Source organism: Streptomyces sp. NPDC012510 (assembly GCF_042955065.1).
Taxonomy (GTDB): domain Bacteria; phylum Actinomycetota; class Actinomycetes; order Streptomycetales; family Streptomycetaceae; genus Streptomyces.
This window is the reverse complement of sequence record NZ_JBIBEN010000008.1, coordinates 137,104-162,202: the sequence shown is the minus strand read 5'-3', so window position 1 is coordinate 162,202 and position 25,099 is coordinate 137,104. Positions and strand designations below refer to the sequence as shown.

16 protein-coding genes are annotated in these 25,099 nt (G+C 71.4%); 9 read left to right on the top strand and 7 right to left on the bottom strand.

The features are described 5' to 3' along the window. Window positions 1–91: 91 nt before the first annotated feature. On the bottom strand, window positions 92–1,006 hold the full coding sequence (locus tag ACFY9I_RS17300; RefSeq protein ID WP_391002382.1) for a RimK family alpha-L-glutamate ligase: 915 nt from the start codon (window positions 1,004–1,006) through the stop codon (window positions 92–94). A 287-nt stretch (window positions 1,007–1,293) separates the two neighbouring features. Between ACFY9I_RS17300 and ACFY9I_RS17295 the strand changes: the two genes are divergently transcribed. The 3 genes from ACFY9I_RS17295 (at window position 1,294) to ACFY9I_RS17285 (ending at window position 4,802) form a co-directional block, all read left to right on the top strand. Continuing rightward, window positions 1,294–2,751, top strand: coding sequence for an AMP-binding protein (locus tag ACFY9I_RS17295; protein ID WP_391002380.1), 1,458 nt, complete (start codon window positions 1,294–1,296; stop codon window positions 2,749–2,751). A gap of 226 nt (window positions 2,752–2,977) precedes the next feature. After that, window positions 2,978–4,039 (top strand): rod shape-determining protein, encoded by a 1,062-nt coding sequence (locus tag ACFY9I_RS17290; RefSeq protein ID WP_391002708.1) that lies wholly within the window; start codon window positions 2,978–2,980, stop codon window positions 4,037–4,039. Between the two features lie 268 nt (window positions 4,040–4,307). Next, window positions 4,308–4,802 carry a hypothetical protein gene (locus ACFY9I_RS17285; protein ID WP_391002378.1) on the top strand — a complete coding sequence of 165 codons (495 nt, stop codon included), beginning with the start codon at window positions 4,308–4,310 and terminating at the stop codon, window positions 4,800–4,802. A gap of 62 nt (window positions 4,803–4,864) precedes the next feature. On the opposite strand, the gene ACFY9I_RS17280 is transcribed toward ACFY9I_RS17285, so the two are convergent. Then, entirely contained in the window at window positions 4,865–5,779 is a 915-nt protein-coding gene (locus ACFY9I_RS17280) for a DUF4231 domain-containing protein (RefSeq protein WP_391002377.1), read from the bottom strand. A gap of 566 nt (window positions 5,780–6,345) precedes the next feature. Here ACFY9I_RS17280 and fxsBH point away from each other — a divergent pair. From fxsBH to fxsT, 4 genes are all read left to right on the top strand, one after another. After that, window positions 6,346–8,493: a radical SAM/SPASM protein FxsBH, inactivated beta-hydroxylase extension form gene (gene fxsBH / locus ACFY9I_RS17275; protein WP_391002375.1), complete on the top strand. Its 2,148-nt coding sequence runs from the start codon at window positions 6,346–6,348 to the stop codon at window positions 8,491–8,493. After that, complete coding sequence (locus ACFY9I_RS17270; RefSeq protein ID WP_391002373.1) at window positions 8,486–9,280, top strand: AAC(3) family N-acetyltransferase; 795 nt, start codon at window positions 8,486–8,488, stop codon at window positions 9,278–9,280. The genes fxsBH and ACFY9I_RS17270 overlap by 8 nt, the downstream gene beginning before the upstream one ends. A gap of 98 nt (window positions 9,281–9,378) precedes the next feature. Beyond that, entirely contained in the window at window positions 9,379–10,734 is a 1,356-nt protein-coding gene (locus ACFY9I_RS17265; protein ID WP_391002371.1) for a TIR-like protein FxsC, read from the top strand. Beyond that, a complete protein-coding gene (fxsT, locus tag ACFY9I_RS17260) occupies window positions 10,731–14,669 on the top strand; it encodes an FxSxx-COOH system tetratricopeptide repeat protein (protein WP_391002369.1) in 3,939 nt (1,312 codons plus the stop codon). Before ACFY9I_RS17265 ends, fxsT begins: the two co-directional genes overlap by 4 nt. A 48-nt stretch (window positions 14,670–14,717) precedes the next feature. On the opposite strand, the gene ACFY9I_RS17255 is transcribed toward fxsT, so the two are convergent. Together ACFY9I_RS17255 and ACFY9I_RS17250 are read right to left on the bottom strand one after the other, a co-directional pair. After that, window positions 14,718–15,629, bottom strand: coding sequence for an alpha/beta fold hydrolase (locus ACFY9I_RS17255; protein ID WP_391002367.1), 912 nt, complete (start codon window positions 15,627–15,629; stop codon window positions 14,718–14,720). Window positions 15,630–15,721: 92 nt separating this feature from the next. Next, a complete protein-coding gene (locus tag ACFY9I_RS17250; RefSeq protein WP_391002365.1) occupies window positions 15,722–18,046 on the bottom strand; it encodes a regulator in 2,325 nt (774 codons plus the stop codon). 35 nt (window positions 18,047–18,081) lie between these two features. On the opposite strand from ACFY9I_RS17250, the gene ACFY9I_RS17245 reads away from it, so the two are divergent. After that, a complete protein-coding gene (locus ACFY9I_RS17245; protein WP_391002363.1) occupies window positions 18,082–18,948 on the top strand; it encodes a nucleosidase in 867 nt (288 codons plus the stop codon). Between the two features lie 200 nt (window positions 18,949–19,148). Next, the gene (kstD, locus tag ACFY9I_RS17240) at window positions 19,149–20,948 is read left to right on the top strand and encodes a 3-oxosteroid 1-dehydrogenase (protein WP_391002361.1); all 1,800 of its coding nucleotides are present in this window, start codon (window positions 19,149–19,151) and stop codon (window positions 20,946–20,948) included. A 10-nt stretch (window positions 20,949–20,958) separates the two neighbouring features. Here the strand turns inward: kstD and ACFY9I_RS17235 are convergent, their stop codons facing one another. The 3 genes from ACFY9I_RS17235 to ACFY9I_RS17225 form a co-directional block, all read right to left on the bottom strand. Further along, window positions 20,959–21,411, bottom strand: coding sequence for a GNAT family N-acetyltransferase (locus ACFY9I_RS17235; RefSeq protein WP_391002359.1), 453 nt, complete (start codon window positions 21,409–21,411; stop codon window positions 20,959–20,961). A gap of 60 nt (window positions 21,412–21,471) precedes the next feature. Continuing rightward, the gene (locus ACFY9I_RS17230) at window positions 21,472–22,146 is read right to left on the bottom strand and encodes a cyclase family protein (RefSeq protein ID WP_391002357.1); all 675 of its coding nucleotides are present in this window, start codon (window positions 22,144–22,146) and stop codon (window positions 21,472–21,474) included. Window positions 22,147–22,298: 152 nt separating this feature from the next. Then, window positions 22,299–24,893 (bottom strand): AMP-binding protein, encoded by a 2,595-nt coding sequence (locus tag ACFY9I_RS17225; RefSeq protein WP_391002355.1) that lies wholly within the window; start codon window positions 24,891–24,893, stop codon window positions 22,299–22,301. Window positions 24,894–25,099: the final 206 nt, after the last annotated feature.

The following is a 25,099-nucleotide window of genomic DNA, read 5'->3' as shown; positions in this document are numbered from 1 at the left end:
GCAGCGGGCACGGGCGGGACGCGCGCTTCGTGGAATTGCCGCCTCATCGAGTGAGGCGGGCTCGTGATCGGGGGGCGGCGGGCTCGCGGAGTCAGCCGTCGGCCGCTGCAGCTGCCGCCGCCTCCAGGATCGCCTCGACCACGCGGGGCAGCGAATCCGGGTGCAGCCAGAGGAAGAGGTTGGGCTCGACCAGCTCCAGCTCCATCACCCACGGCTGCCCGTCGTCCCCGGTGACGAGGTCGACGCGCGCGTACAGCGGCTCGGGCCGCCCCGGTACGAGGTCGGGTACGGCGCACAACGCCCGCCCGGCCACGGCGAGTTCGGCCTCGCTCGGGGTCCAGCGCTCCAGGTTCGGGTGGGCGACCTTGTCCGCGTCGTACGCCGTGCCGGGCGACAGCACCGCCCCCTTGCGGCTGGCGTGCAGCAGCCGGCCCCCGAAGAACTGCAGGGCCCGCTCCCCGGCGGTGTCGATGCTCCTCACGAACGGCTGCACCATCGCGGTGAGCCCCTCGGCGTGCATCCGCTCGACATGCCGTACGGCGGTCTCCCGCTGCTCGGGGGCGTACCGGGCGGCGAACCGGGCGCCCGCGCCGGAGGTCGGCTTCACGACGTACTCGTGCGCCGTCGGCAGCTCCACGGGGTCGCCCGGCGCGAGATAGTCCGTCGGCACGACGGGCACCCCGGCCCGCGCGAGATCCCCGATGTACCGCTTGTCGGTGTTCCAGCGGACGATCTCGACCGGGTTGGCGAGCCGGGTGGCCTCGCCGGTCTTCTCAGCCCAGGCCACGAACTCGGCCGCGCGCCAGCTGTAGTCCCAGGTGGACCGGATGACGACGAGGTCGTATCCGGCCCAGTCGGCGGCCGGGTCGTCCCAGTGCACGGCCGCCGCGTCGGCCCCGGCCTCCGTCAGCGCCCCCACCAGCACCGGAAGATCCCGGTCGGCGACGGCCTCCGGACCGGGGTCGTAGGTGGCGACGGCGACACGGGGAGCGGCTGTGCGGGCCACGGAGGCTCCGTTCTCGTACGGGGCGGCTGGGGGGCGAGGACTCTCCGGCGCAGGCTAACAACCACGGGTGCCGGAACGGGACCGGGGGCTCCACGGGGGGGCGCTCCGGTCCGGGAGTGGCAGCGCCCGGCCCGGCTCAGGGGACGGCCGGTCCGGCTCAAGGCACGGCCGGTCCGCTCAGGGCACGGCCGGCCGGTCAGGTTCCGTCCGCGACGGTCTTGGACGTCGACGGGCAGCCCGTGGACAGTAGCGGTACATCGAACAGCGACGACCCAGGAGTACACCACGTGACCCCTCTCTTCCCGGCCCTCACCGGCGAAGCCCCCGCCGAACGACCCGCCCTCCGGTTCGGCGACCGTTCCCTGACCTACGCGGAACTCGCCGCGGTGACCGGCGCGCTCGCCTCCCGGCTCCGCGACGTGGGCCGCGTGGCCGTCTGGGCGACACCCACGCTGGAGACGGCGGTGGGCGTCGTGGCCGCGCTACGGGCCGGCGTCCCGGCCGTACCGCTCAACCCGAAGTCCGGAGAGAGCGAGCTGGGGCACATCCTGAAGGACAGCGCTCCCGCACTGATCCTCACGGCACCCGGCAGCGAACTCCCCGCCGGCCTGAGCCGGTTGCCACGCGTGGACATCGACGTACACGAGCCGCCGACTCCGCACGAGACGGTGGACGAACCCTCCCCCGCCGCGCCCGCCCTCATCGTCTACACCTCCGGCACCACCGGCCCGCCCAAGGGCGCCGTCATCCCGCGCCGCGCCATCGCGACCACCCTGGACGCCCTGGCCGACGCCTGGCGGTGGACCTCCGACGACGTACTGGTCCACGCCCTGCCCCTCTTCCACGTACACGGTCTGATCCTGGGCATCCTGGGCCCGCTGCGCCGCGGCGGCTCGGTCCGGCACCTCGGCAGGTTCGACACGACCGCGGTCGCCCGGGAGCTGTCGGCCGGCGCGACCATGCTGTTCGGCGTCCCGACGATGTATCACCGCATCGCGGAGGCCCTGCCCGTCGACCCGGAGCTGGCGAAAGCGCTCGGCCGCGCCCGCCTCCTCGTCTCCGGCTCGGCCGCGCTGCCGGTGCACGACCACGAACGGATCACGGCGGCGACCGGCTGCCGGGTGATCGAGCGGTACGGCATGACGGAGACCCTCATGAACACCAGCGTCCGCGCCGACGGCGAGCCCCGCGCCGGCACGGTCGGAGTCCCGCTGCCGGGTGTGGAGTTGCGGCTGGTCGAGGACGACGGCACCCCCCTCACCGCGTACGACGGGGAGTCGGTCGGTGAGATCCAGGTACGCGGCCGCAACCTCTTCACCGAGTACCTCAACCGCCCCGACGCCACCGCCGCCGCGTTCACCGCCGACGGCTGGTTCCGCACCGGCGACATGGCGGTCCGCGACCCCGACGGCTATGTACGCATCGTCGGCCGCAAGGCCACCGACCTCATCAAGAGCGGCGGTTACAAGATCGGCGCGGGCGAGATCGAGAACGCCCTCCTCGAACACCCCGGGGTCAGGGAGGCCGCGGTCACGGGAGAGCCGGACCCCGACCTGGGCGAACGCGTCGTCGCCTGGATCGTCCCGGCGGACCCCCAATCGCCGCCCTCCGACTCCGAGTTGGCCACCCATGTCGCGACCCGCCTGGCCCCGCACAAGCGTCCCCGCACCGTCCACCACCTCCTCGCGCTCCCCCGCAACGACATGGGCAAGATCATGAAGCGGGCGCTGACGCCGTACGAGTGAACACCCCCTAAATCCGCATACCACCCCTGAGGCGTCCGCCGGCCCTCCTGGCCGCCCGCGGGGACCGCCTGTCGCGGACAACCACCCGTCCGGACGCACCCCCACCCGGCCCACCCCAACAGGCATCCCGCCCCCGGACCCCCGCACGATGCAAGGGAACCAGGGAACCGCCGACCGGCGGCGGTCCGCAGGCCCGTGCTCTCGGGAGGACCCGCAAATGACCGCGATGACCGCCAGTCTGGAACAGGTGCGCCGCTGCCACTTCGGCGTCGACCTGGGGGCCGCGCGTACCAGGGTGTTCGTCAAGGGCGCGGGTCTGGTGGTCGACCAGCCGAGCGTGGCCGCCGTCAACACCCGGACGGGCGCGCTGATCGCGGTCGGGGAGTTCGCGGAGAGGATGATGGGCCGTACGCCCGACTACATCCGGGTCGTGCGGCCCGTCTCCGGCGGCACGGTGGTCGACATCGAGATGGCCCAGCGCATGCTGCGCCAGCTCCTGGGCGACAAGGTCCGCCGCACCCTGCGCCGCAAGCCCGTCCTGCGCGCCGCCGCCTGCACCCCGCACGACGCCGATCCGCTCGCCCAGCGCGCCACGATCGAGACACTGGTGGGACTCGGGGCCCGGCGGGTGGAACTGGTCGACAATCTCATCGCGGCGGCGGTCGGCTGCGGCCTGCCCGTCGAACGGCCCGAGGCCACCATGATCATGGTGTGCGGGGCGGCGGCCACGCAGTTGGCCGTCCTCTCCCTCGGCTCGGTCGTCAACGCCGTACGCATCCCAGTGGGCGGGGAGGCCATCGACCACGCGATCGTGCAGCACCTGCGTCTGCGCCATGAACTGACCCTTCCCAGCCAGTCCGTACGACCGCTGCAGCTCGCCCTCTCCGGCAACGGCCTCACCCCGCACGGCCCGGAATCCACGGAGATCCACGGCCTGGACGTGGCGACCGGCCTGGCCCGCTCGGTCCAGGTCGACACCGCGGCCGTCCGCGACGCCATCCAGAGGCCCCTCACCGCCGTCGTCGACGGCATCGGCAAGGTACTCCGCGACTGCCCGCCCGATCTGGTGGCCGACCTGGCCGACCGCGGCATCATGATGGTCGGCGGCAGCGCCCTCCTCCCCGGCTTCGATCAGATGCTCCGGCATGCCACGGGCATGCCCGTGGGCATCGCCGAACGCCCCGACGTCTGTGCCGCCCTCGGCGTCGGCGCGATGCTGGAGGGCCGCATCGAGCCCATCACCCTGCACCCGGCGGTCGACCCTGCGGAGGACCCGGCGGAGGACTGACGGACCGCCCGGAAGCGCCCGGCGGGCGCCTCCGCTCCTGTCTCCTCCTACGGACATTCCTCCCGAGCCTTCGGCGACCATGCCTACGAGCGGCAGCACCCGAAGCACGACCGGGGCACGCGGGGGCGGCCGACACCACGACACCCACCCGGCGGTCGCCCCCGTGAGCCCGTGGCGCCCCACCGAACGCCCATACGTGTCGTTCTCGTCGAAGTCCCGCGCCGTTAGGGTTACTTGGAGGAACACGGCCACGGAGGTGAGCGCACGGATGCCAGGGCCCGTGACCCGGATCGGTATCACCGGACACCGGGAGATCCCGGAGGCCGCCTTCTCCGCCGTCCGCGCGGGCATCCGGGCGGAGCTGCGCGACCGCCCCGCCCCCAGCACCCGGGTCCTCAGCAGCCTCGCCGCCGGGGCCGACCAGCTCTTCGCGGAGATCGCCCTGGAGAGCGGCATCCCGCTCACCGCCGTGATCCCCGGCATGGACTACGAGAACCACCTCGGCGGCGACGAGGTCCGGGCCGCCTACCGCCGACTCCTCAAATGCTGCGCCGCACGCGTCGAACTCCCTCAGGAACGCACCCACGACGAGGCGTACCACGCCGCCGGCCGCTACATCGTCGACCACGCCGACCGCATGATCGCCGTCTGGGACGGCGCCCCGGCCCGAGGCCTCGGCGGCACCGCCGACATCGTCGACTACGCCCATCTGACGGGTGTCCCGGTGACGGTGCTGTGGAGCCCGGGAGTACGCCGCGCCTGATCCCACTCACCCCCACCGGCTCACCCACCCCGCCCGTGTCACCCACCCGGCTCTGCCACCCCTCAGGATCCGAACCGTACGAGCCAGTCCGTGTGCTGCGGCGAGACCAGCCGCTCCGCCTCCGCGACGGCGTCCGCCCATCCGTCCTCGTTGACGGTGGTGCTCATGGCGACACGCAGGGTGTCCAGGTCCTGTTCGACGAGCGAGTGGGCGTACGTCAGCGGCCGGTGACGCCGTACCTCCTGCCAGGCCACGCCCGCGGCGGCCGCGGCGCTCAGCACACCGGTCGGGTCCCAACGCCCGCCGATCACCCCGAGCGCCCGGAGCACGGCGGCGAGGAGCGCCATCAGCGTCAGCATGGTCGTCACACCCGACCACCGTACGGAGGCGCGGTGGGCCTGCCCGGCCTTGTTGCCGTACCAGGAGAGCTGTTCCAGGACCCGGTCGCGGAGGTAGTAGTCGCGCCGTGCGGCGAACGCCTTGGCGCGCACCGTCCGCATCATCGGCGTGATCTGCCCGAGTCCCAGTTCGGTGACGCTCTCCCTGGGGTCCTCCCATCCCACCTTCCGCAGCTCGCTGAGCCGTTCCTCCAGCCTTTCCGCGAACAGCGCCTCGGGGTTGACGAGCCGTGAGTGGAACGGGCCGCCGTGCACCATGAACTGCCAGGCCAGCGACTTGACCACCTCGGCCGCGGCCCGATGCGCCTGCCACTGCGCCCGAGCACGGCGGCGGGAGGCGTACAGGCCGATCCCCACCGTCAGTGCGTACATCACGGCCGCGACCGCCGACAGCGCCCGGCTCCCGACCCGTTCGGCCACCGAGGCGGTCGTGGTGGCGAGCAGCAGGACGAGCAGTTGCCTCCGGACGACACGGAACGACTCACCCTGATGGGTCAGCGCCTTCTCGTCACTGACACGGAACAGCGGCGGCAGATCTCGATCACTCACCGTGGTGCTGGGGCCGGGCGTCGCAGCCATGCACACCTCGTACGGATGCCGGGGTCAACGGGACGGTCATGCTCTCGTCAATCTTGAATTTCCGCCAGGCCGCATGGGGAGAACGACGCCGGAGCGGCGCCGAAACCGGCACTCCAGACCAGGCACCCTTTACCGTGGGAGGCGTGCGTGGTATAGGGCGTGCATGATAGAAACATGCCCTGTCGTGTCGTCCGAACCTCAATGACCAGGCCCTTGCCACGGGATCTCGTCGGCCAGGGAGCGATGACGCAAGTTGGTCTCCTGAGGAGGACGAGAAACCCATGAACGTTCCGGGCACGAAGCCGATCCGCCGACCGGCCGCGACTCGACCGGCTCCCCAGCGGACGGCCCCACTCGCGATGATCGACACACGTGAGCTCCGCTTCCAGCGGACCACGGGTCGAGTGACCGAGGTTCGCGAGTCGCGCCCCGCCGGTGCGGGCGAGTTCAACTCGTCCATCTAGAGCCCCAGCATCACACCGAGGCCCCAACCTCCTTGATCAACAAGGGGGTTGGGGCCTCATGGCGTCTCCACGGGGCGGCTCCTGCGCGTACACTCCGGAAAAGTGACGGACTCCCGCGGCCAGCGATCGATCCAGCAGTTGGTCCTCAAGGTGCACAGCCGCTGTGACCTGGCATGCGACCACTGTTATGTGTACGAGCACGCCGATCAGAGCTGGCGTGCGCGGCCTGTCGTCATCGCCGAGGAAACGCTGGGCCAGGTGGCCCTCAGACTCGCCGAATACGCGGCGAACAGTGAGCTGGAATCCGTCGCCGTGATTCTGCACGGTGGAGAACCTCTTCTCGCCGGACCGGCGCGACTGAGAAAAATCTGCTCGGAACTCACCCGTGTACTGTCACCGGTCACGACATTGGACCTCCGCATTCACACGAATGGCGTACAACTGAACAAGCGGCATTTGGACGTCTTCCGGGAATTCGGCGTGAAGGTCGGAATCTCTCTCGACGGTGACCGTGCCGCGAACGACCGCCATCGACTGGACCGCCGGGGCCGCAGCAGCCACGACCGGGTACTGCGAGCGGTCGGGCTGCTCCGCCTCCCCGAGTACCGGCACCTCTTCCAGGGCCTGCTGTGCACGGTGGACGTGGCCAACGACCCGGTCGCGGTGCATGACGCCCTGACCGCCCTCGAGCCGCCCCGGATCGACTACCTGCTGCCGCATTCGACCTGGGACAGCCCCCCGCCGGGACATGGCCGGGGAACCCCCTATGCCGACTGGCTGCTCAAGATCTTCGACCGCTGGGAGGAACAGGGACGGCCCATGCCGGTCAGGACGTTCGACTCGGTGCTCAGCACGCTGCGCGGCGGCCCCAGCCTCACCGAGGCCCTGGGACTCGCTCCGTCCGACCTCGCGGTGATCGAGACCGACGGCAGCTTCGAGCAGGCCGACTCGCTCAAGACGGCGTACGAGGGCGCCCCCGCCACCGGTTACGACGTCTTCCGCCACGGTTTCGCGGAGTTCGCCCAGCATCCGGGCGTCCGGGCCCGTCAGTCGGGCATCGCGGGGGTCAGCGAGACCTGCCGTCGCTGCCCGGTCGTGCGGTCCTGCGGCGGCGGCCTCTACGCCCACCGGTACAGCGCCGAGAAGGGCTTCGACAACCCCTCGGTCTTCTGCGCCGACCTGCGCGGCCTGGTGGAGGGAATCGCCGAGCGGATCACCGACCGCACACTGCACCCCGCGGTCACCGGCACCGACGAACTGGGGCGCGCCCAGGTGGCGTTGGACCGCATGCTGCTGGCCCGGGTGAACGACACCCTGGCGGGCCACCCCGACTGGGACGCGGCCTGGCGGGTACTGCTCCGTCTGGACTCCGAGAGAGACACCGCCGCCCGCCTCGACGCCGTCCTGACCCATCCGTATCTGCGTGCCCTGCTGCTCCGCTGTCTGGAAGGTCCCGCCGACCTCCCCCAGTTGATGGCGACGGTCGTGGCCGCCGCGGTTCTGACGGAGACGGACACCACGCTCGGCTGGCAGCAGCCGGGCCGGGACCTCCACCTCCCGGCCTTCGGCACCCTGGGGCTCTCGGCTCCCGGCCGGGTCGAGTGCGCCGTCACGGAGAACGGTCTCCACGTCACCGGCACACGGCGGGACGGCGGCCGACTCGACGTCGAATGGCGGCCCTTGTGGACGGCCGCGATGACCGACGGTACCCCGCTGCTGGTCGACGACGCCGATCCGTATCGCGCCTGCTACCCGGTGCCGGTCGCTGCTCCGCTGAGCCCCGGCGATCTGGCGCTCTTCGGCGAACGGCTGCGCGCCGCGCTGGAAGCACCGGGCCGGCCACCCGGCTCCGCCGCGTATCTCGGCACCACGATCACCCCCCTCGCGGCGGGCACCGGGTCGCACCTGTCCCCGAACGCACCGGGCGCGCTGGGTGTGGCCGTCGACTTCGAGCCCGAGGACCTGGTCCACGCGCTCCCGCTGCTGGGACGGCGGTCCCGGCTCACCGCCCTGCGCCAGATCACGGACCTCAACGTGCCCGGCACCGGCGCAGGACGGCTGCTCGACGAGGCGAGCGAGGCCCTGGGCCGGGCAGCCGTGTCCGCGGACCGGGCCACCGTCGCCGAGGAGCTGCGCAGCGCCGAACGCGCCCTGGACCGTCTCGGCGCACTTCCGGGTGCGGAGCTGACCGAGACCGGCGCCCACCTGGCTGAGGAACTACGAACGGAATGGGTAACACTCCATGGCTGACGCCACTCGACCCACGGACCTTCCGGCCCGGCTCCCGGACGTTCTCGCCGAGTCGGGTGTCCGCCCCGGCGGCGTCCTGATGGTGCACTCCTCCCTCAGTGGCACCGGCCTCACCCCCACCGCCGTACGCGACGCGCTGCTGGACGCCCTCGGCCCCGAGGGCACGCTCGTCGTTCCTGCCTTCACCCCGGAGAACTCCGACACCTCCCGCGAGTACCACACGTTCACCGAGGGCATGACCGAGCGGGAGAAGGGCGAGTTCAGGGCGGCGATGCCGCCGTTCGAGAAGGACGCCACGCCCTGTTTGACGATGGGCGCGCTCGCCGAGTGCGTACGGACCACGCCGGGAGCGGTGCGCAGCGCCCACCCGCAGACCTCGTTCGCCGGACTCGGTCCCCGCGCGGCGGAGCTGCTCGCCGGCCACGACCCGCACTGCCACCTCGGCGAACGGTCCCCGCTGGCCACGCTGTACGCGGCCGACGCCCGGATACTCCTGCTCCGCGTGGGCTTCGAGGTGTGCACGGCCTTCCACCTCGCCGAGTACCGGACGATCCCGAAACCGCCGACGCGGACGTACCGCTGTGTGCTGGAGGAGAAGGGCAACTGGATCGAGTACGAGGATCTCGCCCTGTTCGACGGTGACTTCGGGGAGATCGGGGCACAGGTGCCGCGTGAGCTTCTCAGGGAGCGGGAATGGGCGGGAAGGCCGGTGTTTCTCCTCGGTATACGCGATGCCGTCGACACCGCTCAGCGGCTGATGTCCGGATATCGCGGAGGATTGACGTGAAACAAGCCACCCCGTACCCGGAACGGTCGGGCACATTGTTGGCTCCGGCCAGATGACTCTCCGGCGGGGGCACGTGGGCGTCGACAGGCGGGGGGCATGTGAACAGTTACGCACGGGGGCGGGTCGAGACGGACAAGCGGCCCTACTTCTTCCTGAGTTACGCCCACACGCCGTCGTCGGGGATCGGCGGCGACCCCGACCACTGGGTGCACACGCTGTTCAAGGACCTGTGGACCGACATCCTCGCCCACACGGCCTTCGAGGGTTCCGAAGTCGGCTTCATGGACCGGGAGATGCGCTCCGGCGAAGGCTGGCAGGAACGGCTCAGCCAGAATCTCGCGCACTGCCGGGTGTTCGTCCCGCTGTACTCTCCGCGCTATTTCAGCAGTGAGAACTGCGGCCGCGAATGGTTCGCCTTCACCGACCGCATACGTCAGGCCCGGGACAGCGGCTCCGGGGACATTCCGGCGATCGTCCCCGTGCTGTGGACCCGGGTCGACATCGACCGGCTCCCCGAGTCCGCCCGGAGCATCCAGCTCGAACGGCCCGCCTACGGGGAGCGCTATCTGACCCAGGGGATCTACGGACTGATCAAGCTGAAGCGCCTGCGGGACGAGTACGACGAGACCGTGCTCATGCTCGCCCAGCGGATCGTGCAGGTCGCCGAGGAGACCCCCCTGCCCTCCAGTGACCCCCGGCCGTGGGAGACCACGCCGAGCGCCTTCCGGCCGCCCGGCGACGGTCCGCGCCGTATCCACCTCAGTGTGGCCGCGCCCACCCGGCACGACGTCCCGGACATCCGGGGCGCCACGCGACCGTACGGCGAGAACGCCCTGCAGTGGAACCCGTACCCCGACGAGTCCACGCGTCCGCTGCCGGTACTGGCCGAGGAGATGATCAAGTCGCTGGACTACCGGATCACCGTGTCCGACTTCGACGACTCGGACCCGGTGACCGGAGACCTCACCACGGGCGGTGCCGACTCCGACATCGGCGCCGACGCCGACGCCGACGCCGACAAGTCCACGTCCGGGCATCCCGCGCTGCTGCTGGTGGACTGCTGGGCGGTCCTCGACGAGGAACGACGGCGTCGGCTCAAGGCGTTGGACGCGACGGCCCGGCCCTGGGTCGCCGCGATGGTCCCCTGGAACCGTGCCGACGGGCCCTGCCAGGGCGAGGAGGGACGGCAGGTCAAGGCGAAGCTGGAGCGCACGCTCCCCCTGATCCTGGAGCGCGGCCGCCGCACTGACTGCCGGATCGCGGTGAACGGCGTACCGACACTGAAGGCGTTCACCGATGTGCTGCCGGCCGTGGTGGCGCACCTGACCCGGCAGTACCTCAAGCACGCCGAGGCACATCCGCCCGAGGGCCCGCAGTACGAACAGCCCCGCCTGACGGGCCCCACGTACCCGCAGACACCCGACGCGGGTGCCGACCATCGAGGAGAAGCATGACGGCCCCGCACAGCGGACGGATCATCACCTTCTACTCGTACAAGGGCGGTACGGGCCGGACGATGGCCCTCGCGAACGCCGCCTGGATACTCGCCGCCAACGGCAGGCGGGTCCTGGCCGTCGACTGGGATCTGGAGGCCCCCGGTCTGCACCGCTTCTTCGAGCCGTTCCTCGACCCCAACGCGCTCGCCGCGACGTCCGGGGTGCTCGACATCATCACCGAGTACTCGTGGGCGGCGACCACGGGCGGTCCCCGCACAGGGCCCTGGCACCGGGACTACGCGCATGTGGAGGAGCACGCCGTCTCCCTCGAACCCGAGCGGTTCGGGCTGTCCTTCCCTGAGGGCGGCTCGCTCGACTTCCTGTCCGCGGGGCGGCAGAACCGGGAGTACTCGGCGACCGTGTCGTCGTTCGAGTGGGACAACTTCTACGAGCGGCTGGGAGGCGGCCTGTTCCTGGACGCGCTGCGCGACGACATGAAGGCGTCGTACGACTACATCTTCATCGACAGCCGGACGGGCCTGTCCGACAACGCGGACATCTGCACCATCCAGATGCCCGACGTCCTCGTCGACTGCTTCACACTCAGCGGCCAGGCTCTGGACGGCGCGGCCGCCGTCGCCCGCAGCGTGGAGGGCGGCTACCGCAAGCGGCGGATACGGGTGCTGCCGGTGCCCATGCGCATCGACGAGGGCGAGAAGGAGAAGGTCGACGCGGGGCGGGCGCTGGCCCGGGCCAAGTTCGACGGACTTCCCAAGCGGGCCGACGGAGCCGCGCTGAGTCCCGAGGAACTGGACGCGTACTGGGGCAAGATCGAGATCCCGTACCGCCCGTACTACGCGTACGAGGAGACCCTCGCCACCGTCGGCGACAAGAGCGGCAACGCGAACTCGCTGCTGTCCGCCTTCGAACGCCTCACGTCGGTGCTCTCCGACGGCGAGGTCACCCAACTGCCACCCGTGCCGGAACAGGTTCGGCTCCGCTGCCTGGAGGCGTTCACCCGGCAGCCGCCGCAGAGCCAGACGGCGGAGGTCCTGGTGGTGCACGCGGCGGAGGACCGTATGTGGGCGGAGTGGGTCGAGGGGGTACTCAAGCGGTCCGGCTGCCGCGTCACCCTGCACGACGTGGCCGGCGGACCACCGGATCCCCCCGCCCCGGACACGCGTGTCCTGCTCCTGCTGTCGCAGGCCTTCGACAAGTCCCGTCACGCGGACGCGGTCCGCCAGGTCCTCACCGCGGGCGGCCGGAACGCCCTGTCGGCCGGGCCGGCCGTGGCCCGGGTCGAAGAGGTCCGGCCGACCGGCGCCTACACCGATGTGGTGGATCTGCACCGGCTCGGCGAAGCGGACGGCGCCGACGGACTGCACGAGGTGTTGCGCCTGCGGGCCGAGCCCGTGACCACCGGTGCGTCGGACCCCCGCTTCCCGGGCCGGGCGCCCGACATCTGGGACGGCCCCCAGCGCAACACCACCTTCACCGGCCGCAGCGTGATCCTCGATCAGCTGCGCGAACAGCTCCGCAGCGGTATCTCCGTCGTACTGCCCCGCCCCCAGGCGCTCTTCGGGCTCGGTGGCGTCGGCAAGACACAGGTGGCACTGGAGTACGTGCACCGCTTCATGGCCGACTACGACCTGGTGTGGTGGATCTCCGCCGAGCACACCGACAACGTCGTGGCCTCGCTCGCCGAGCTCGGCTCCCGGATCGGCGCCCCCGGCGGTGACGACATGGCCCTGGCCTGCCAGGAGGCCGTACGCATGCTGGGCCGCGGGGTACCGACCAAGCGCTGGCTGCTGGTCTTCGACAACGCCGACAACCCCGAGGAACTCACCCGCTACTTCCCGACGGGCGGCGGCGGGCACATCCTCGTCACCTCCCGGAACCAGGCGTGGGCGACCCAGGGCGCCTCCCTGGCCGTCGACGTGTTCCTCCGCCAGGAGAGCGTGGAGCACCTTTCGCTACGGGCGCCCGGCCTGAGCCCCGAGGAGGCCGACCGGGTCGCGGAGGCGGTGGGCGATCTCCCGCTCGCCGTGGAGCAGGCGGCGGCCTGGCTCGCCGAGACGGCCACACCGGTCGAGGAGTACCTCGGCGAACTCGCCGAACAGACCACCCACGTCCTCGACCTCAACCAGCCCGCGGACTACCCGACCACGGTGGCCGCGACCTGGAACATCTCGATCGCCCGGCTGCGGGAACGGTCTCCCGCCTCGGTACGGCTGCTGCAGCTCTGCGCGTTCATGGCACCCGAGCCGATCTCCACCCGTCTGCTCAACGGCAAGGAGATGCGCGACGAACTGCGCAAGGTGGACCCCGCCTTCCAGGAGACCCTGATGGTGGGCCGGGCCGTCAGCGAGATCGCCCGTCTCGCACTCGCCAAGGTCGACCAGGTCACCTACAGCGTCCAGATCCACCGGCTGGTGCAGGCCGTCATCCGCTCCCAGCTCACCGAGGAGGAACAGCGCCAGGCCCGGCACGTCGTCCACACCGTTCTCGCCGGCGCCCGACCCGACGACGACGAACCCACCGACAACCCCGGCGACTGGCCCCGTTTCGAGGTGATCTGGCCTCATCTGCGCGCCTCGGACGTCCGCAACTGCTCGGAGACCGAACCGCGCCGTCTGCTCATCGACCGCGTCCGGTACATGTGGAAGCGCGGCGACTTCCCCGGCGCGCAGCGCCTGGCCGACGATCTGCTGGTGCATTGGAAGCCCATGCTGGGCGAGGACCACCGGCAGTACCTGTATCTGCGCTGTCAGCTCGCCAACGTGCTGCGCTCACAGGGGCGTTACGTGGAGGCGGAGGAGATCGACCGGGACCTGCTGGACCGTCAGCGCCGTGTTCTGGGGCCCTCGGACGCGCACACGTACATCACCACGTCGTCCCTCGCCAGCGACTACGCGGCCCTGGGCGAGTACGGCAAGGCGGAGAAGCTCGCCCGCGAGGCACGCGAGGGGTTCAGCCGCACGTTCTACCCGTCGCACCCCCGCACACTCAGCGCGGCGAACAACCTGGCGCTGGCACTGCGCATGGTCGGCCGCTACGACGACGCCCGGGACATCGACCACGACACCTACAACCGCCGCAGGGACGTGCTGGGGCCCGATCACCCCTACACCCTCTCGTCGGCCTCCAGCCTCGGCCGGGACCTGCGCGAGGTCGGCCACTACACCGACTCGGTGAAGCTGCTGGAGCAGGCGTACGAGGCCCACAAGCGCGTGCTCGGCAAGAAGTTCCCCGGCACCCTCAGCTGCGCCAAGTCGCTGGCCGTGTCACTGCGCCGGGCGGGAGAGTTCAAGGACGCGCACCGCCTCACACAGGCCACCCGTGACCAGTACCACGCCCAGTACGACGCCCACACACCCGACTCGCTCGCGTGCGACCTGAACCTGGCGGCCGACCTGTACGCCGCCGACCGGCGGGAGGAGGCCCGGCGGATCGCGCTGGAGGCGCTGGCGGAGTACCGGAAGGTGCCGGGCGAGGAACACCCCTACACCCAGGCCGCGCTCAACAACCTGGGGATCTACCACTGGGCCTGCGGGGACGCGGAGGAGGCGGAGTCGGTGTTCCTGCGGGTGACGCTCCGCATGGCCGAGGTGCTGGGCGGCCAGCATCCGCACACGCTCTTCTCCCGCGCCAACTACGCGAACGTCCTGGCCGAGCAGGGGCGCCCGGCGGAGGCCTGGGTTCTGGAGGAGCCCGCTCGCGACGCCCTCCGGGAGGTTCTGGGCGAACACCACCCGGAGGCCCTGGCGGTGGTGGCCAACTCCGCGCTGACGCTCCGCTCGCTGGGCCGGGTGGCGGAGGCGGACCGTCTCCGCGAGGAGGTGGTCTCCGAACTCACCAAACAGAGGAGGCAGTTGGGCGAGGGAAGCGGCGTCGCCCACCTGGTGGCCCAGGGCCGGCGGGTGTACCGGGATTTGGAGCCGCTGGCGGTGTGACGGTCGCCCCTTCACCGGGGCCGGGCCGCGGCGCCCTCCCGGGCGGATTCAGACGGGCGGTGTCAGGGGCAGCGGCGTACCTCTCAGCAGCCAGCTCAGGACCCCCGGGAGGGCGCGCAGCGAGGCGAAGTGGGCGGCGGCGGGTTCGAGGACGGCGGTGGCGCGCGGGATGCGCTCGGCCAGCCAGGAGGAGTGGGCGGCCGGGGAGAAGACGTCCTTCGCGCCGTACCAGAACAGCACCGGCACGCGGATCTCACCGGGCTCGAACCCCCAGGGAGAGGTCAGCGCGAGCGCGTCGTCGATCCATCCGTACGGCGAGGTCCGCACCGCCTCCTGGTAGTTCCGCAGCAGCATCGAGCGGATGCCGTTGTCGGAGACGATCAGCCGGTCCTCGTCGGTCAGGTCGTCACGCAGTTGCTCCAGCAGCCGCGCGGGGTCGGAGCGGATCGCCGCGGAGCGCGGGATCAGCCGGGCCGTGAAGCCCTGGGGATCGGTGAGCGCGCAACTGAACTCGCGGACGTTGGAAGGGGCCATCCCCGCGTACCAGTCGAGCCCGGCGGCGTCCCGGGGAGCGAGGGTCACCAGGGCGGCCGCCCGGGTCACCCGGTGGGGCAGCAGCGCGGCACAGGCCAGCGCGTGCGGCGCGCCACCGGACCGGCCCACCACCGCGAAACGGTCGATGCCCAGCGCGTCGGCGACGACGGTCACGTCCCCCACGGCGTCGACGATCCGGCGGCCAGGTCTGCGGTCGGACCCCCCGTACCCCGGCCGGTCGTAACTGATGAGCCGTGTCCCGCGCTGGTAGAGGAACATCGGCCGCGGCCGGGGGCCGACCCGGCTGCCCGGCATCCCGTGGAACAGGAAGACCGGCCGCCCACACGGATCCCCCGAGCAGTCGACCCGTAACAGCCGCCCGTCGGGCGCCCGGACATGGGCCGGCGCCCGCGCCAGGTCATGCACAGCGCTCCCCCTCCCTCGGCCCATACGGACCGGGACCACGCTGCCCGAACATTTCCCTGCCGCCCAGACCACGAAACGGACGGACGGTCGCCCTACGGCGCCCGGGCCATGGCCCGGGCGCAGGCGGCCTCATGGGGAGCGCCCGCCCGGACGTAGGCCTCGGCCGACCGGGTCCAGTAGGCACGGGCGGTGGCGGGATCGTCCACCGTCCGGTGCTGCGACGCCAGGTTGCGAAGGATATGAGCGGTCATCAGCAGCATGCCGGACCTTTCGCACAGATCCAGTGCGATCTCGCTCGCCTCGGCCTCCTCCTGTTCTCTCCCCAACCGTCCGAGGGGTTCGGCGAGATTGGTCCACGCCCATCCTTCCTTCCCAAGGTCCCCCGTGACCTGCTGGAAGATGTCCCGGGCACGGGCGTGCGCCTGCACAGCGCCTCGGGCGCGTCCGCTGCGGGACAAGGTGGTGCCCAGGTTGTTCCAGGCCGCGCCCGCGCCGTTCCAGTCGCCGGCGGTCTGGAAGAGGAAGACGGCGGTCGAGTGCGCACTGATCGCCTCCTCGACACGCAACGCTTCTCCGAACAGGAAGCCGAGGGCGTTCCACGCCACGGCCTCGCGCACGCAGTCACCGCTCGCCCGGTGCGCGGCGATCGCCTGGACGCGGGTACCGATGGCTTCGTTCACCCAGCCCGGCCGATAGGAATGCGCCGCGGTCGTACCGTCTTCGGGTTTCCGTTCGGGGGCCTGAGGACCCGACTCCCGCCGCCAGTCGAGGTAGTGCCACAGTTGGTCGGCGAGAGCAGCGGCCAGGTGACCGCAGCCGTCATGGCCGGTCCACTCCAGGGCCGCCACCAGGTTCTCCTGTTCCATGACCAGCCAGGCGAGAGCGCTGTCACGGTCCTCGAACCCCTCCCGGGGGGACGGCACGACATCCCACAGCCAGTCCGTCGCCGCCGCCGTCCGGGTGCAGTAGAACCGCAACACCCGTACACGCGCCGCGTCGCCCTCCGCACGCAGGTCGGGTTGGTCGGCGGCGACGGTCGCCGCGTACTCCCTCACGAGGTCATGCAGCCGCCAGCGCTCGGGGCCGGCCCGCTCCACCAAGTGGGCCCGCAGCAGTGCGGAGAGGACCGCTGAGGGCGCCGTGTCGTCCAGGAGAGCGGCGACGGCCGCCGTGGCGGAGCGTGCGGTGGGGGCCAGGGCCAGCAGCCGGAGGGCACGGGCCTGGTCGTCGGGCAGCCGCCGGTACGACAGGTCGAAGCTGGCCAGGACGCTGCGTTCACCGTCCTCCAGGAGCTTCAACCGCTGCCGGGATGTGTCGAGTTGCGCGACCAGGTCGTCGACGGACAGCTCCGGGTCGCCCGCCAGCAGCGCGGCCACGATCCGCAGGGCCAGCGGCAGATGGCCGCAGAGGCCGGCCAGGTCCGCGGCTCGCGCGCGGTCGTCGGTGATCCGGGTGTCCGAGGGGTCGGCGATGCGCAGCGCCCGGTCCAGCAGGTCGTGGGCGTCGGCACCGGTGAGTTCGTCCAGCCTCAGCAGCCGGGCGTCCAGTTGGGGAAGGCGTGAGCGGGCGGTGACCAGTACGCGGTGTCCTGAGCCCCCGGGCAGCAGGGGCCGGACCTGGTCCGCCGAGGAGGCGTTGTCGGCGAGGATCAGCGCCGGTCCGTGGGTGCCCTCCCGCTCGGCGAGTGTGGTCCGGTAGAGCGCCGCACGGTCGTCCCCCCGCTCGGGTATGTGTTCCTGGGGCACTCCGAGGGCGACGAGCAGCGACTCCAGGGCCGACTCCGGGGTGCCCGGGACCTCGTCGTAGCCGCGAAGGTCCACGAAGAAGAGCCCGCCGGGGTACCAGCCCCGGTCCCGTGCCGCGTGTCCGGCCACCACCGCCAGGGCGGTCTTGCCGATGCCGCCGAGGCCGGACACTGCGGTCACGAGGACGGGCAGTTCTCCGGCCCGGGACGGATCGAGTGCCTCCCGCAGTTGTTCCAACTCCCGTGTCCGTCCCGCGAATCCGGTGGTGCGCGGCGGCAACGAGTCGTGGGCGGTCGGTGGGGCCTTGGCACCCACGTTGACCTGTACACCGACGACCTCGCGCAGGAACATGCCGCTGAAGTCCACGTGGTCGTGGGCGTACCAGACGGTGCCGCTGCCCGGGACGTGCCGGTCCATGGCCTCGGCCACCCGTTCCGCGAGTTCGGGATCAGCGGCCAGCGAGCGTGCCAGTTCCTCGGCCCAGGTGCGCAGCCGCCCGCGCGCACCGGGATCCAGCACGGCGCGGGCCACGTCGGCGGGAGCGGTGGCCTCCACCATGTCGCCGAGTCCGCCGGGCAGTTCCCGCATCGCCGTCCGCCCGGGTTCTCCGCCCGCACCCTCACGCAGGGCCCTGAGCAACGCCGTCAGAGCCGTGATCCGGTCCTCGTCCACACCCGTCCCCCGTCGGCCTGGCGTACCGTGAACGTATGTCTCGCGTCGAGCCCACGGTGGCGGTTCTGACCGCCCTCCCCGTCGAGTACAAGGCGGTGAAGGCCCTTCTCACGAACATCGAAGAAGTACCGCACGAGGACGGAACATATGCCGATGTGGGGCGGATTCCCGGGCTCCCCTGGCGGATCGCGCTCGTCCGTACGGGCAGGGGAGTCCTCAACGCGTCGACCGGCACCATGCGGGTCAACGACTGGTTCCGTCCGCAGGCGGCGTTCTACGTGGGAATCGCGGGTCGCCTGGACAAGAACCTGGAGGTCGGCACCGTCGTGGTGGCGTCCAAGGTGTACGCGATCCACGGTGGCAAGCTCCAGGACGGCCGTTTCGATGTGCGCCCCGAGTCGTGGCCGGTCTCCTACCGACTGGAGCAGGCCGCGGGCAAAGCTCTGGAGGACACCGCCGAGTTCAAGCCCATCGCCGTGGGTGACGTGGTGCTCGACGACGACCGGGCCGATCTCGTGAGCTTCCTCCAGCACCACTACGGGGACGCCGTGGCCATCGAGATGGAGGGCACGGGGTTCGCCCACGCCGCGCACGTGAGCGACCGGCTGAACGCCATGATCATCCGGGGGATCAGTGACAAGGCGGACGGCACCAAGGGAGACACCGACAAGAAGGGCTCCCAGACACTCGCCGCCGAGCGAGCGGCCGAAGCGTTCGTGGCGGTCCTCCACAAGCTCAGGCCGGTCGACGCCCCCACCACGGCACCCGGCTCCCACGACGGCGGGTCGGACGGCGCGAGGTACGGCGGGGATCACATCAGCTATCGGGGCACTTTCCACGCGCCGGTCACGGGCAAAGTCGTCAACCAATACCCCCGGGACGGCGACCAGCGGTTGCGGTAGCGGTAGCGGTAGCGGTAGCGGTAGCCGGAGGGTGTGCGCGGCTCACGTCCCGGGCGCACCACGGCGACGCATGCCTTGACTTCACCATCCCTTCACGTCAGATTCGATGCTCCGCACCACGTCCGGGACGCGGGGGACCCAATCGCCTCCCGGGGGAACAGCACGGCCACCCGTCCCTTCGCGAGGCTGGAGCGTCCGGCATGTCCAAGAGCGCGGATCCTGAGAGACGTACGGCGACGGACGCGGGTCCCTCGCGGCGGCGGGTGCTCGGCACGGCCGCGGGTGCGGGTGCCGCACTGGCGGTGACCGGTGGGCCGGTGGGGACGGCCTCGGCAGCCGCCCCACCCGTGCTCGGCACCTACGACGTCGTCGTCATCGGCTCCGGGGCCGCCGGGATGACCGCCGCGCTCACGGCGGCGAAGCAGGGCCTCAGTTGCGTCGTCGTGGAGAAGGCGCCGACGTTCGGGGGGTCGGCGGCGCGTTCGGGGGCGGGGATCTGGCTGCCGAACAACACCGTGATCAAGTCGGCGGGGGTACCGGACACGCCTGCCAAGGCGGCCACCTACCTCGCGGCTGTCGTCGGGGACGAGGTGCCCGCCGACCGGCAGAAGGCGTTCCTCGACCACGGGCCCGCCATGCTGTCGTTCGTCATGGCCAACAGCCCGCTGCGGTTCCGGTTCATGGAGGGGTACAGCGACTACTATCCCGAGCTGCCGGGCGGGCTGCCGGGCGGGCGGTCCATCGAGCCGGACCAGTTCGACGGGAACCTGCTGGGCGATGAGCTGGCTCGGCTGAATCCCCCCTATCTGTCCGTGCCGGCCGGGATGGTCGTCTTCAGCGCCGACTACAAGTGGCTGGCGCTGACCGCCGTGAGTGCGAAGGGGCTGGCCGTCGCCACGGAGTGTCTCGCCCGGGGGACGCGGGCCGCGCTGCTGGGGCAGAAGCCGCTCACCATGGGGCAGGCGCTGGCGGGCGGGCTGCGGGCCGGGCTGCTCGGCGCCGGTGTGCCGGTGTGGCTCGACACCCCGCTGACGGACCTGTACTTGGAGAACGGGGCCGTGACGGGCGCGGTCGTCACCAGGAACGGCACCCCCGGGCTGGTCCGCGCTCGCCGGGGTGTCATCGTCGGCTCCGGCGGCTTCGAGCACAACGCGGCCATGCGGGAGCGGTATCAGGAGCAGCCCGTGGGCACGGGGTGGACGGTGGGGGCGAAGGAGAACACCGGGGACGGGATACGGGCGGGCCAGCGGGCCGGTGCGGATGTCGCGCTCATGGACGACGCCTGGTGGGGGCCTGCCGTCGCCACGCCGGGCCAGGCCTGGTTCTGTCTCGCCGAACGTACGCTGCCCGGTGGGCTGATGGTCAACGGGGCAGGGGCTCGGTTCGTCAACGAGGCGGGGCCCTACAGCGATGTCGTCCACACGATGTACGAGAAGGACACGGCGTCCGCCTCGCACATCCCGGCGTGGCTGATCGTCGACCAGAACTACCGCAACCGGTACCTCTTCAAGGACATCGCGCCCACTTTCCCGTTCCCCGACGAGTGGTACGACGCCGGGGCCGTCCACAAGGCGTGGACGCTGGACGCGCTCGCCGCCGCCATCGGTGTCCCGGCCGCCGCCCTCCGCTCCACCGTCGACCGTTTCAACTCCCTCGCCCGGCAGGGGGACGACACCGACTTCGGGCGCGGCGACAGCGCGTACGACCACTACTACACGGACCCGTCCGTGCAGCCCGACTCCTGTCTGGCGCCGCTGTGGCTGCCGCCCTACTACGCCCTGCGCATCGTGCCGGGCGATCTCGGCACCAAGGGCGGCCTGCTCACCGACGCCCGCGCCCGCGTACTGCGGCCGGACGGCTCCGTGATCCCCGGGCTGTACGCGGCGGGCAACGCCAGTGCCGCCGTCATGGGCCGCAGTTACGCGGGGGCCGGGTCGACGATCGGGCCGGCGATGACCTTCGGCTACGTGGCCGCGCTGGACATCGCGGGGAAGCTGTAGGGGGCTTCGGTCACCCCTCCAGCCGCAGGTCGATCCACGGGATCGTGTCGCCGTCCAGCCGGTAGCGCTCGATTTCGACGAAGCCGTGGGCGAGCGCGAACCGCAGTCCGTCCTCGTTCGATTCCAGCACGCACGTCTCGATCACCAGGGCGCCCAGCTCCCGCGCCCGCCGCAGTGCCCGCTCGTACAACTGCTCGCCGTACCCCAGCCGCCGGTGTCCGGCGAGGACGCGGGCGATGACCGTGGCCGTCGCCGAGTCCCCCTCCGGCGGGCGGACCGTGGAGTTGCCGACGAGGACGCCGTCGACGTGGGCGAGTTCGAGGTGGTTGCGTACGGCGCGCTCGCGGACGTCGTCGAGGGTGAGGTGGTGCGTGGGGATGATCGTGTTGTGGACGTACCGCCAAGCTTCGAGTTCCGCGTCGCCCGCGGCGCCGTCCAGGCGCTTGATGTCGAGGTCGGTCACGGCGTCAGCCTAGAAGGGAGAGCCGGCCCGGACATCCGGGTTTCGCGGCGAACGTTCTCCTCAGTCGTCCACCAGCGCGTACGCCCGTACCGGGAACGTGCCCATGCCCTCGACGGCCGGTGGTGCGGCGTGGAAGCGAAAGCCCTGGTCGGGCACTTGCTCCAGGCCTCGCAGGTGTTCCACGACGGGGATGCCGGCGGCGAGCAGGCCGGTGTGGGCGGGGCGGGTGCCGTCGTCGGTGTCGTCGATGTTGAGGGTGTCCATGCCCACGAGGACGGCGCCTCGCTCGACGAGCCAGGCGACGGCGTCGGCAGTGAGGTAGGGGTGGCCGTGTCCGTACCGGTCCGTGCCCCAGTGCCGGTCCCAGCCGGTGTGGATCAGCACGGCCCGGCCCGTCACCTCGTACGGCAGCAGCGCCTCCCGGTCCACGGCCCGGCGTCCGGTGTCCTGGACTCGGACGACGACGCCATCCAGGTCGGTCAGCCTGTCGAGCGGCAGTTCGGCGAGGTCGTGGCCGCCGTCGAAGCGGTGATGAGGGCTGTCGACGTAGGTGCCGGTGTTGGACACCATCGAGATCCGGCCCATCGCGAACTCGGTGCCGGGCGCGTAGATCTCCCGTGAGGCCTCCCGGGTGAGGTGCTCACCGATCTCCGGCCCGGGGAGCCCGGGGTAGGTGATCATCCCGTGCCGGATGGAGTGGCTGAGGTCGACGATCCGGCGTGGCTTGCTGTTCATGCCCCGATTCTCCCTGTAGTGCCACTTCACCACAAACAAGAGTTACTGAAGCAGTACCGCAGTGCGGCTAATGGAACGGGACCGTTTCTAGAGACTGAGCGGACTCGACGGCGAACCGGAGCCGCCCTCCACCGCCCACCACCGAAGCCCGCCTACGGAAGGCACCTGCGCATCAGTCGCGTGGCCACCGCCCCGTATCCCACCCCGAGCACCAGGGAGATCAGCAGGACCAGCGGCGGAGGGGTGTCCGGGAGGTAGGGGTAGACCTGGAAGTGCGTCAGGTAGATGTACAGGGAGCTGCCCGCCAGGACGCCCGCCAGCCGGTTGACCGGGGCGATGCTGGGCAGGACCGGGATCCACAGCAGCAGGATCAGACCGCCGATGACGAGCGATGTCCGCAGGGACTGACCGGCGGGGAACAGCCCAGGCACGGTGGCCACCACGACCGCGGTGAGCAGCAACCGCTGCCCGGCCGTGCGCGCCCGTGCGGCCGCCCAGCCGAGGGCGAAGAGGAAGAAGACGACCGTGGGGCTGAGGTGGTAGCGGATGTGGGCGAGGTGCCACGGGTCGTACCGCCCGACCAGTCCCAGTCCCACCAGAGCCAGTGCGAAGCCGAACGGACTGCGCCGCTCCGCCCGGTCGAGCAGCGGGACGGCCAGCAGTGTCGCCAGCCCGACGAGGAAGTAGACCAGCGCCTCGACGAACCAGTACCGCCACTCCGGGTGGGAGTTGTCCTGTGCGAAGAGGCTGTTGGCCAGCACGATGTTGGCCAGGTCGTACTCGCGGGTCAGCAGCACCGCCAAGGTGATCCACACCATGCTGGGCAGGGCGATGCGCGCGATGCTGCGCCACAGCCTCCGCAGGCGGTCCCGGCGGTCGTGCGCGGAGAGCTGGAACCGGGCGAAGTTGAAGCCGGCCACGCCGAGGAGCACATGCGCACCACCCTGGACGGTGAAGACGGGGATGTGCGAGCCCACGATGAGGACGATCCCGATGGCCCGCAGGGCGATGCCGGTCTCCAGGCCGCGCCGGAGGCCGTGCCGCGGCCCCCGTCCCACGGGCGTCTGTCGAGGGCCGCGCCGCTCGGCGGCACGGCCGCTCAGCTCCCTGATCGGTGTGGTGTGCCAGTCGGCGGGCAACACACCCAGGGCCTGCTCCAGTCGCAGTGACATCTCGACGTAGGAGAGCGAGTCGCCGCCCAGGCTCACGAAGCTGCAGTCCGCGCCGACGTCTGCGCGGTCGAGGATCAGGGCGTACAGGGCGCGGAGGTCGTCGGTCGTGTCACCGTGTCCGGGCTGCTGCGCCACCTGCTCGCGCGCCAGCCGTCGCACGGTCGCGTAGTCGGGCTTTCCCGAGGCCAGCCGCGGCAGTTCGGGCACCGTCCGCACCCGTATCGCGCGGGGTGGCAGGCCGCAGGCCTCGGCCACCAGACGCCGGACGCCAGTCGCGTCGACGCCGTCGGTTTCCAGTGTGAGTACGGCCAGGACGTCGTCGTCGCCCGCGCAGCAGGCGCGTACGCCGTGTCGCTCCAGGATCGCCTCCACGCGCTGCGGGTCTATGCGCAGACCCACGATCTTGGCGAACCGGCCGTGGCGACCCACGATCTCGTACAGGCCGTCGGGGGCGCGCCTGGCGATGTCTCCGGTGCGCAGTTCCTCGACGGTGCGGCCCCGGGCGAGGTCGGCCGGGCTCTCGGCATAGCCGAGCATGACGTTCGGGCCCGAGTAGACCAGTTCGCCGGTGTCGGGTTCGTCGAGGCCGTCCACGGGCCTGAGCCGGAAGGAACCGCCGGGGATCGGCACGCCGACGGCCTGCGGGCGCTCGGCGGTGCGCGCGGGGGGCAGGTAGGCCATGCGGGCGGTCGCCTCGGTCTGCCCGTACATCACGAACAGGTCCCAGCCCGCGCGGCGGCCCGTCTCGGCGTAGCGGGCGACGCGTTCGGGCGCGAGCCGGCCGCCGGCCTGGGTGACGTAGCGCAGGTGGGGCAGCTCCATCTGTGCGAAGCCGACCCGGTCGAGCAGGTCGAAGGTGTACGGCACACCGGCGAGGGTCGTGCCACGGGCGGCGCGGAACAGGTCCCAGAAGCAGGCGTCGGTGACCGAGAGACCGGTGAGGATCAGTGCGGCCCCGCGCAGCAGATGGCTGTTGATGACCGACAGGCCGTAGCAGTAGTGCATGGGCAGCGTCGTCGCGGCGCGGTCGCCGTCCTTGATGTTCAGACAGGTGGCGATGGACGCGGCGTTGGCCTGGAGGTTCTCGTGCGAGAGCCGGACCAGCTTGGGCGATCCGGTCGAACCGGAGGTGCTGAGGAGCAGCGCGAGTTCCGGGTGCAGGGTGTGGACGGTGCCTCTGTGCCGCTCGTCGAAGTGCCAGCGTGTGGCGTCCCCGTCGGGGCCGGGGCGTACGACCACGTCGGGGTCGTAGGCGGCGACGAGTGAGTCCAGGGCGGTGTCGTTGTCCCCGGGGACCAGCAGCAGTGGGTGGCCGGCGGAGAGGGCGGCGAGGTAGACGACGAGGGCGTCCACCCGGTTGGCTCCGGTGAGCAGGACCAGGCGGCGGGTGGTGCCGAGGCGGGCGGCGGTCTCCGTCACACGTGCGGCGAGTTCGCCGTACGACAGCTCGCCGTCCGCGGTGATGAGGGCGACGCGTTCGCCGTGCGCGGCGAGGTCGCGGGCGAACTCCACCACCCGTGGCCGCACGGGCGGTTCACCGTGCGGCCCCACGAACGGGTGCCCGTGCGGCTTCACGGACGGGTTGCTGTGCGCCCCCACGGACGGCTTCGGGAACGTGGTCGGAGCGGCATTCGCGCCCGGTACGACCGACAGTGCCGAGGCGGGACGCCCGGCAGGAGCGGTGGAGGGGACCGGGAGCGGCGTGGTCGAGGGGACCGGGAGCGGCTCGGGCGGGGATATCACGGGCGCGCAACCTTTCTGCGGCAGCGTCCGCAAATGGC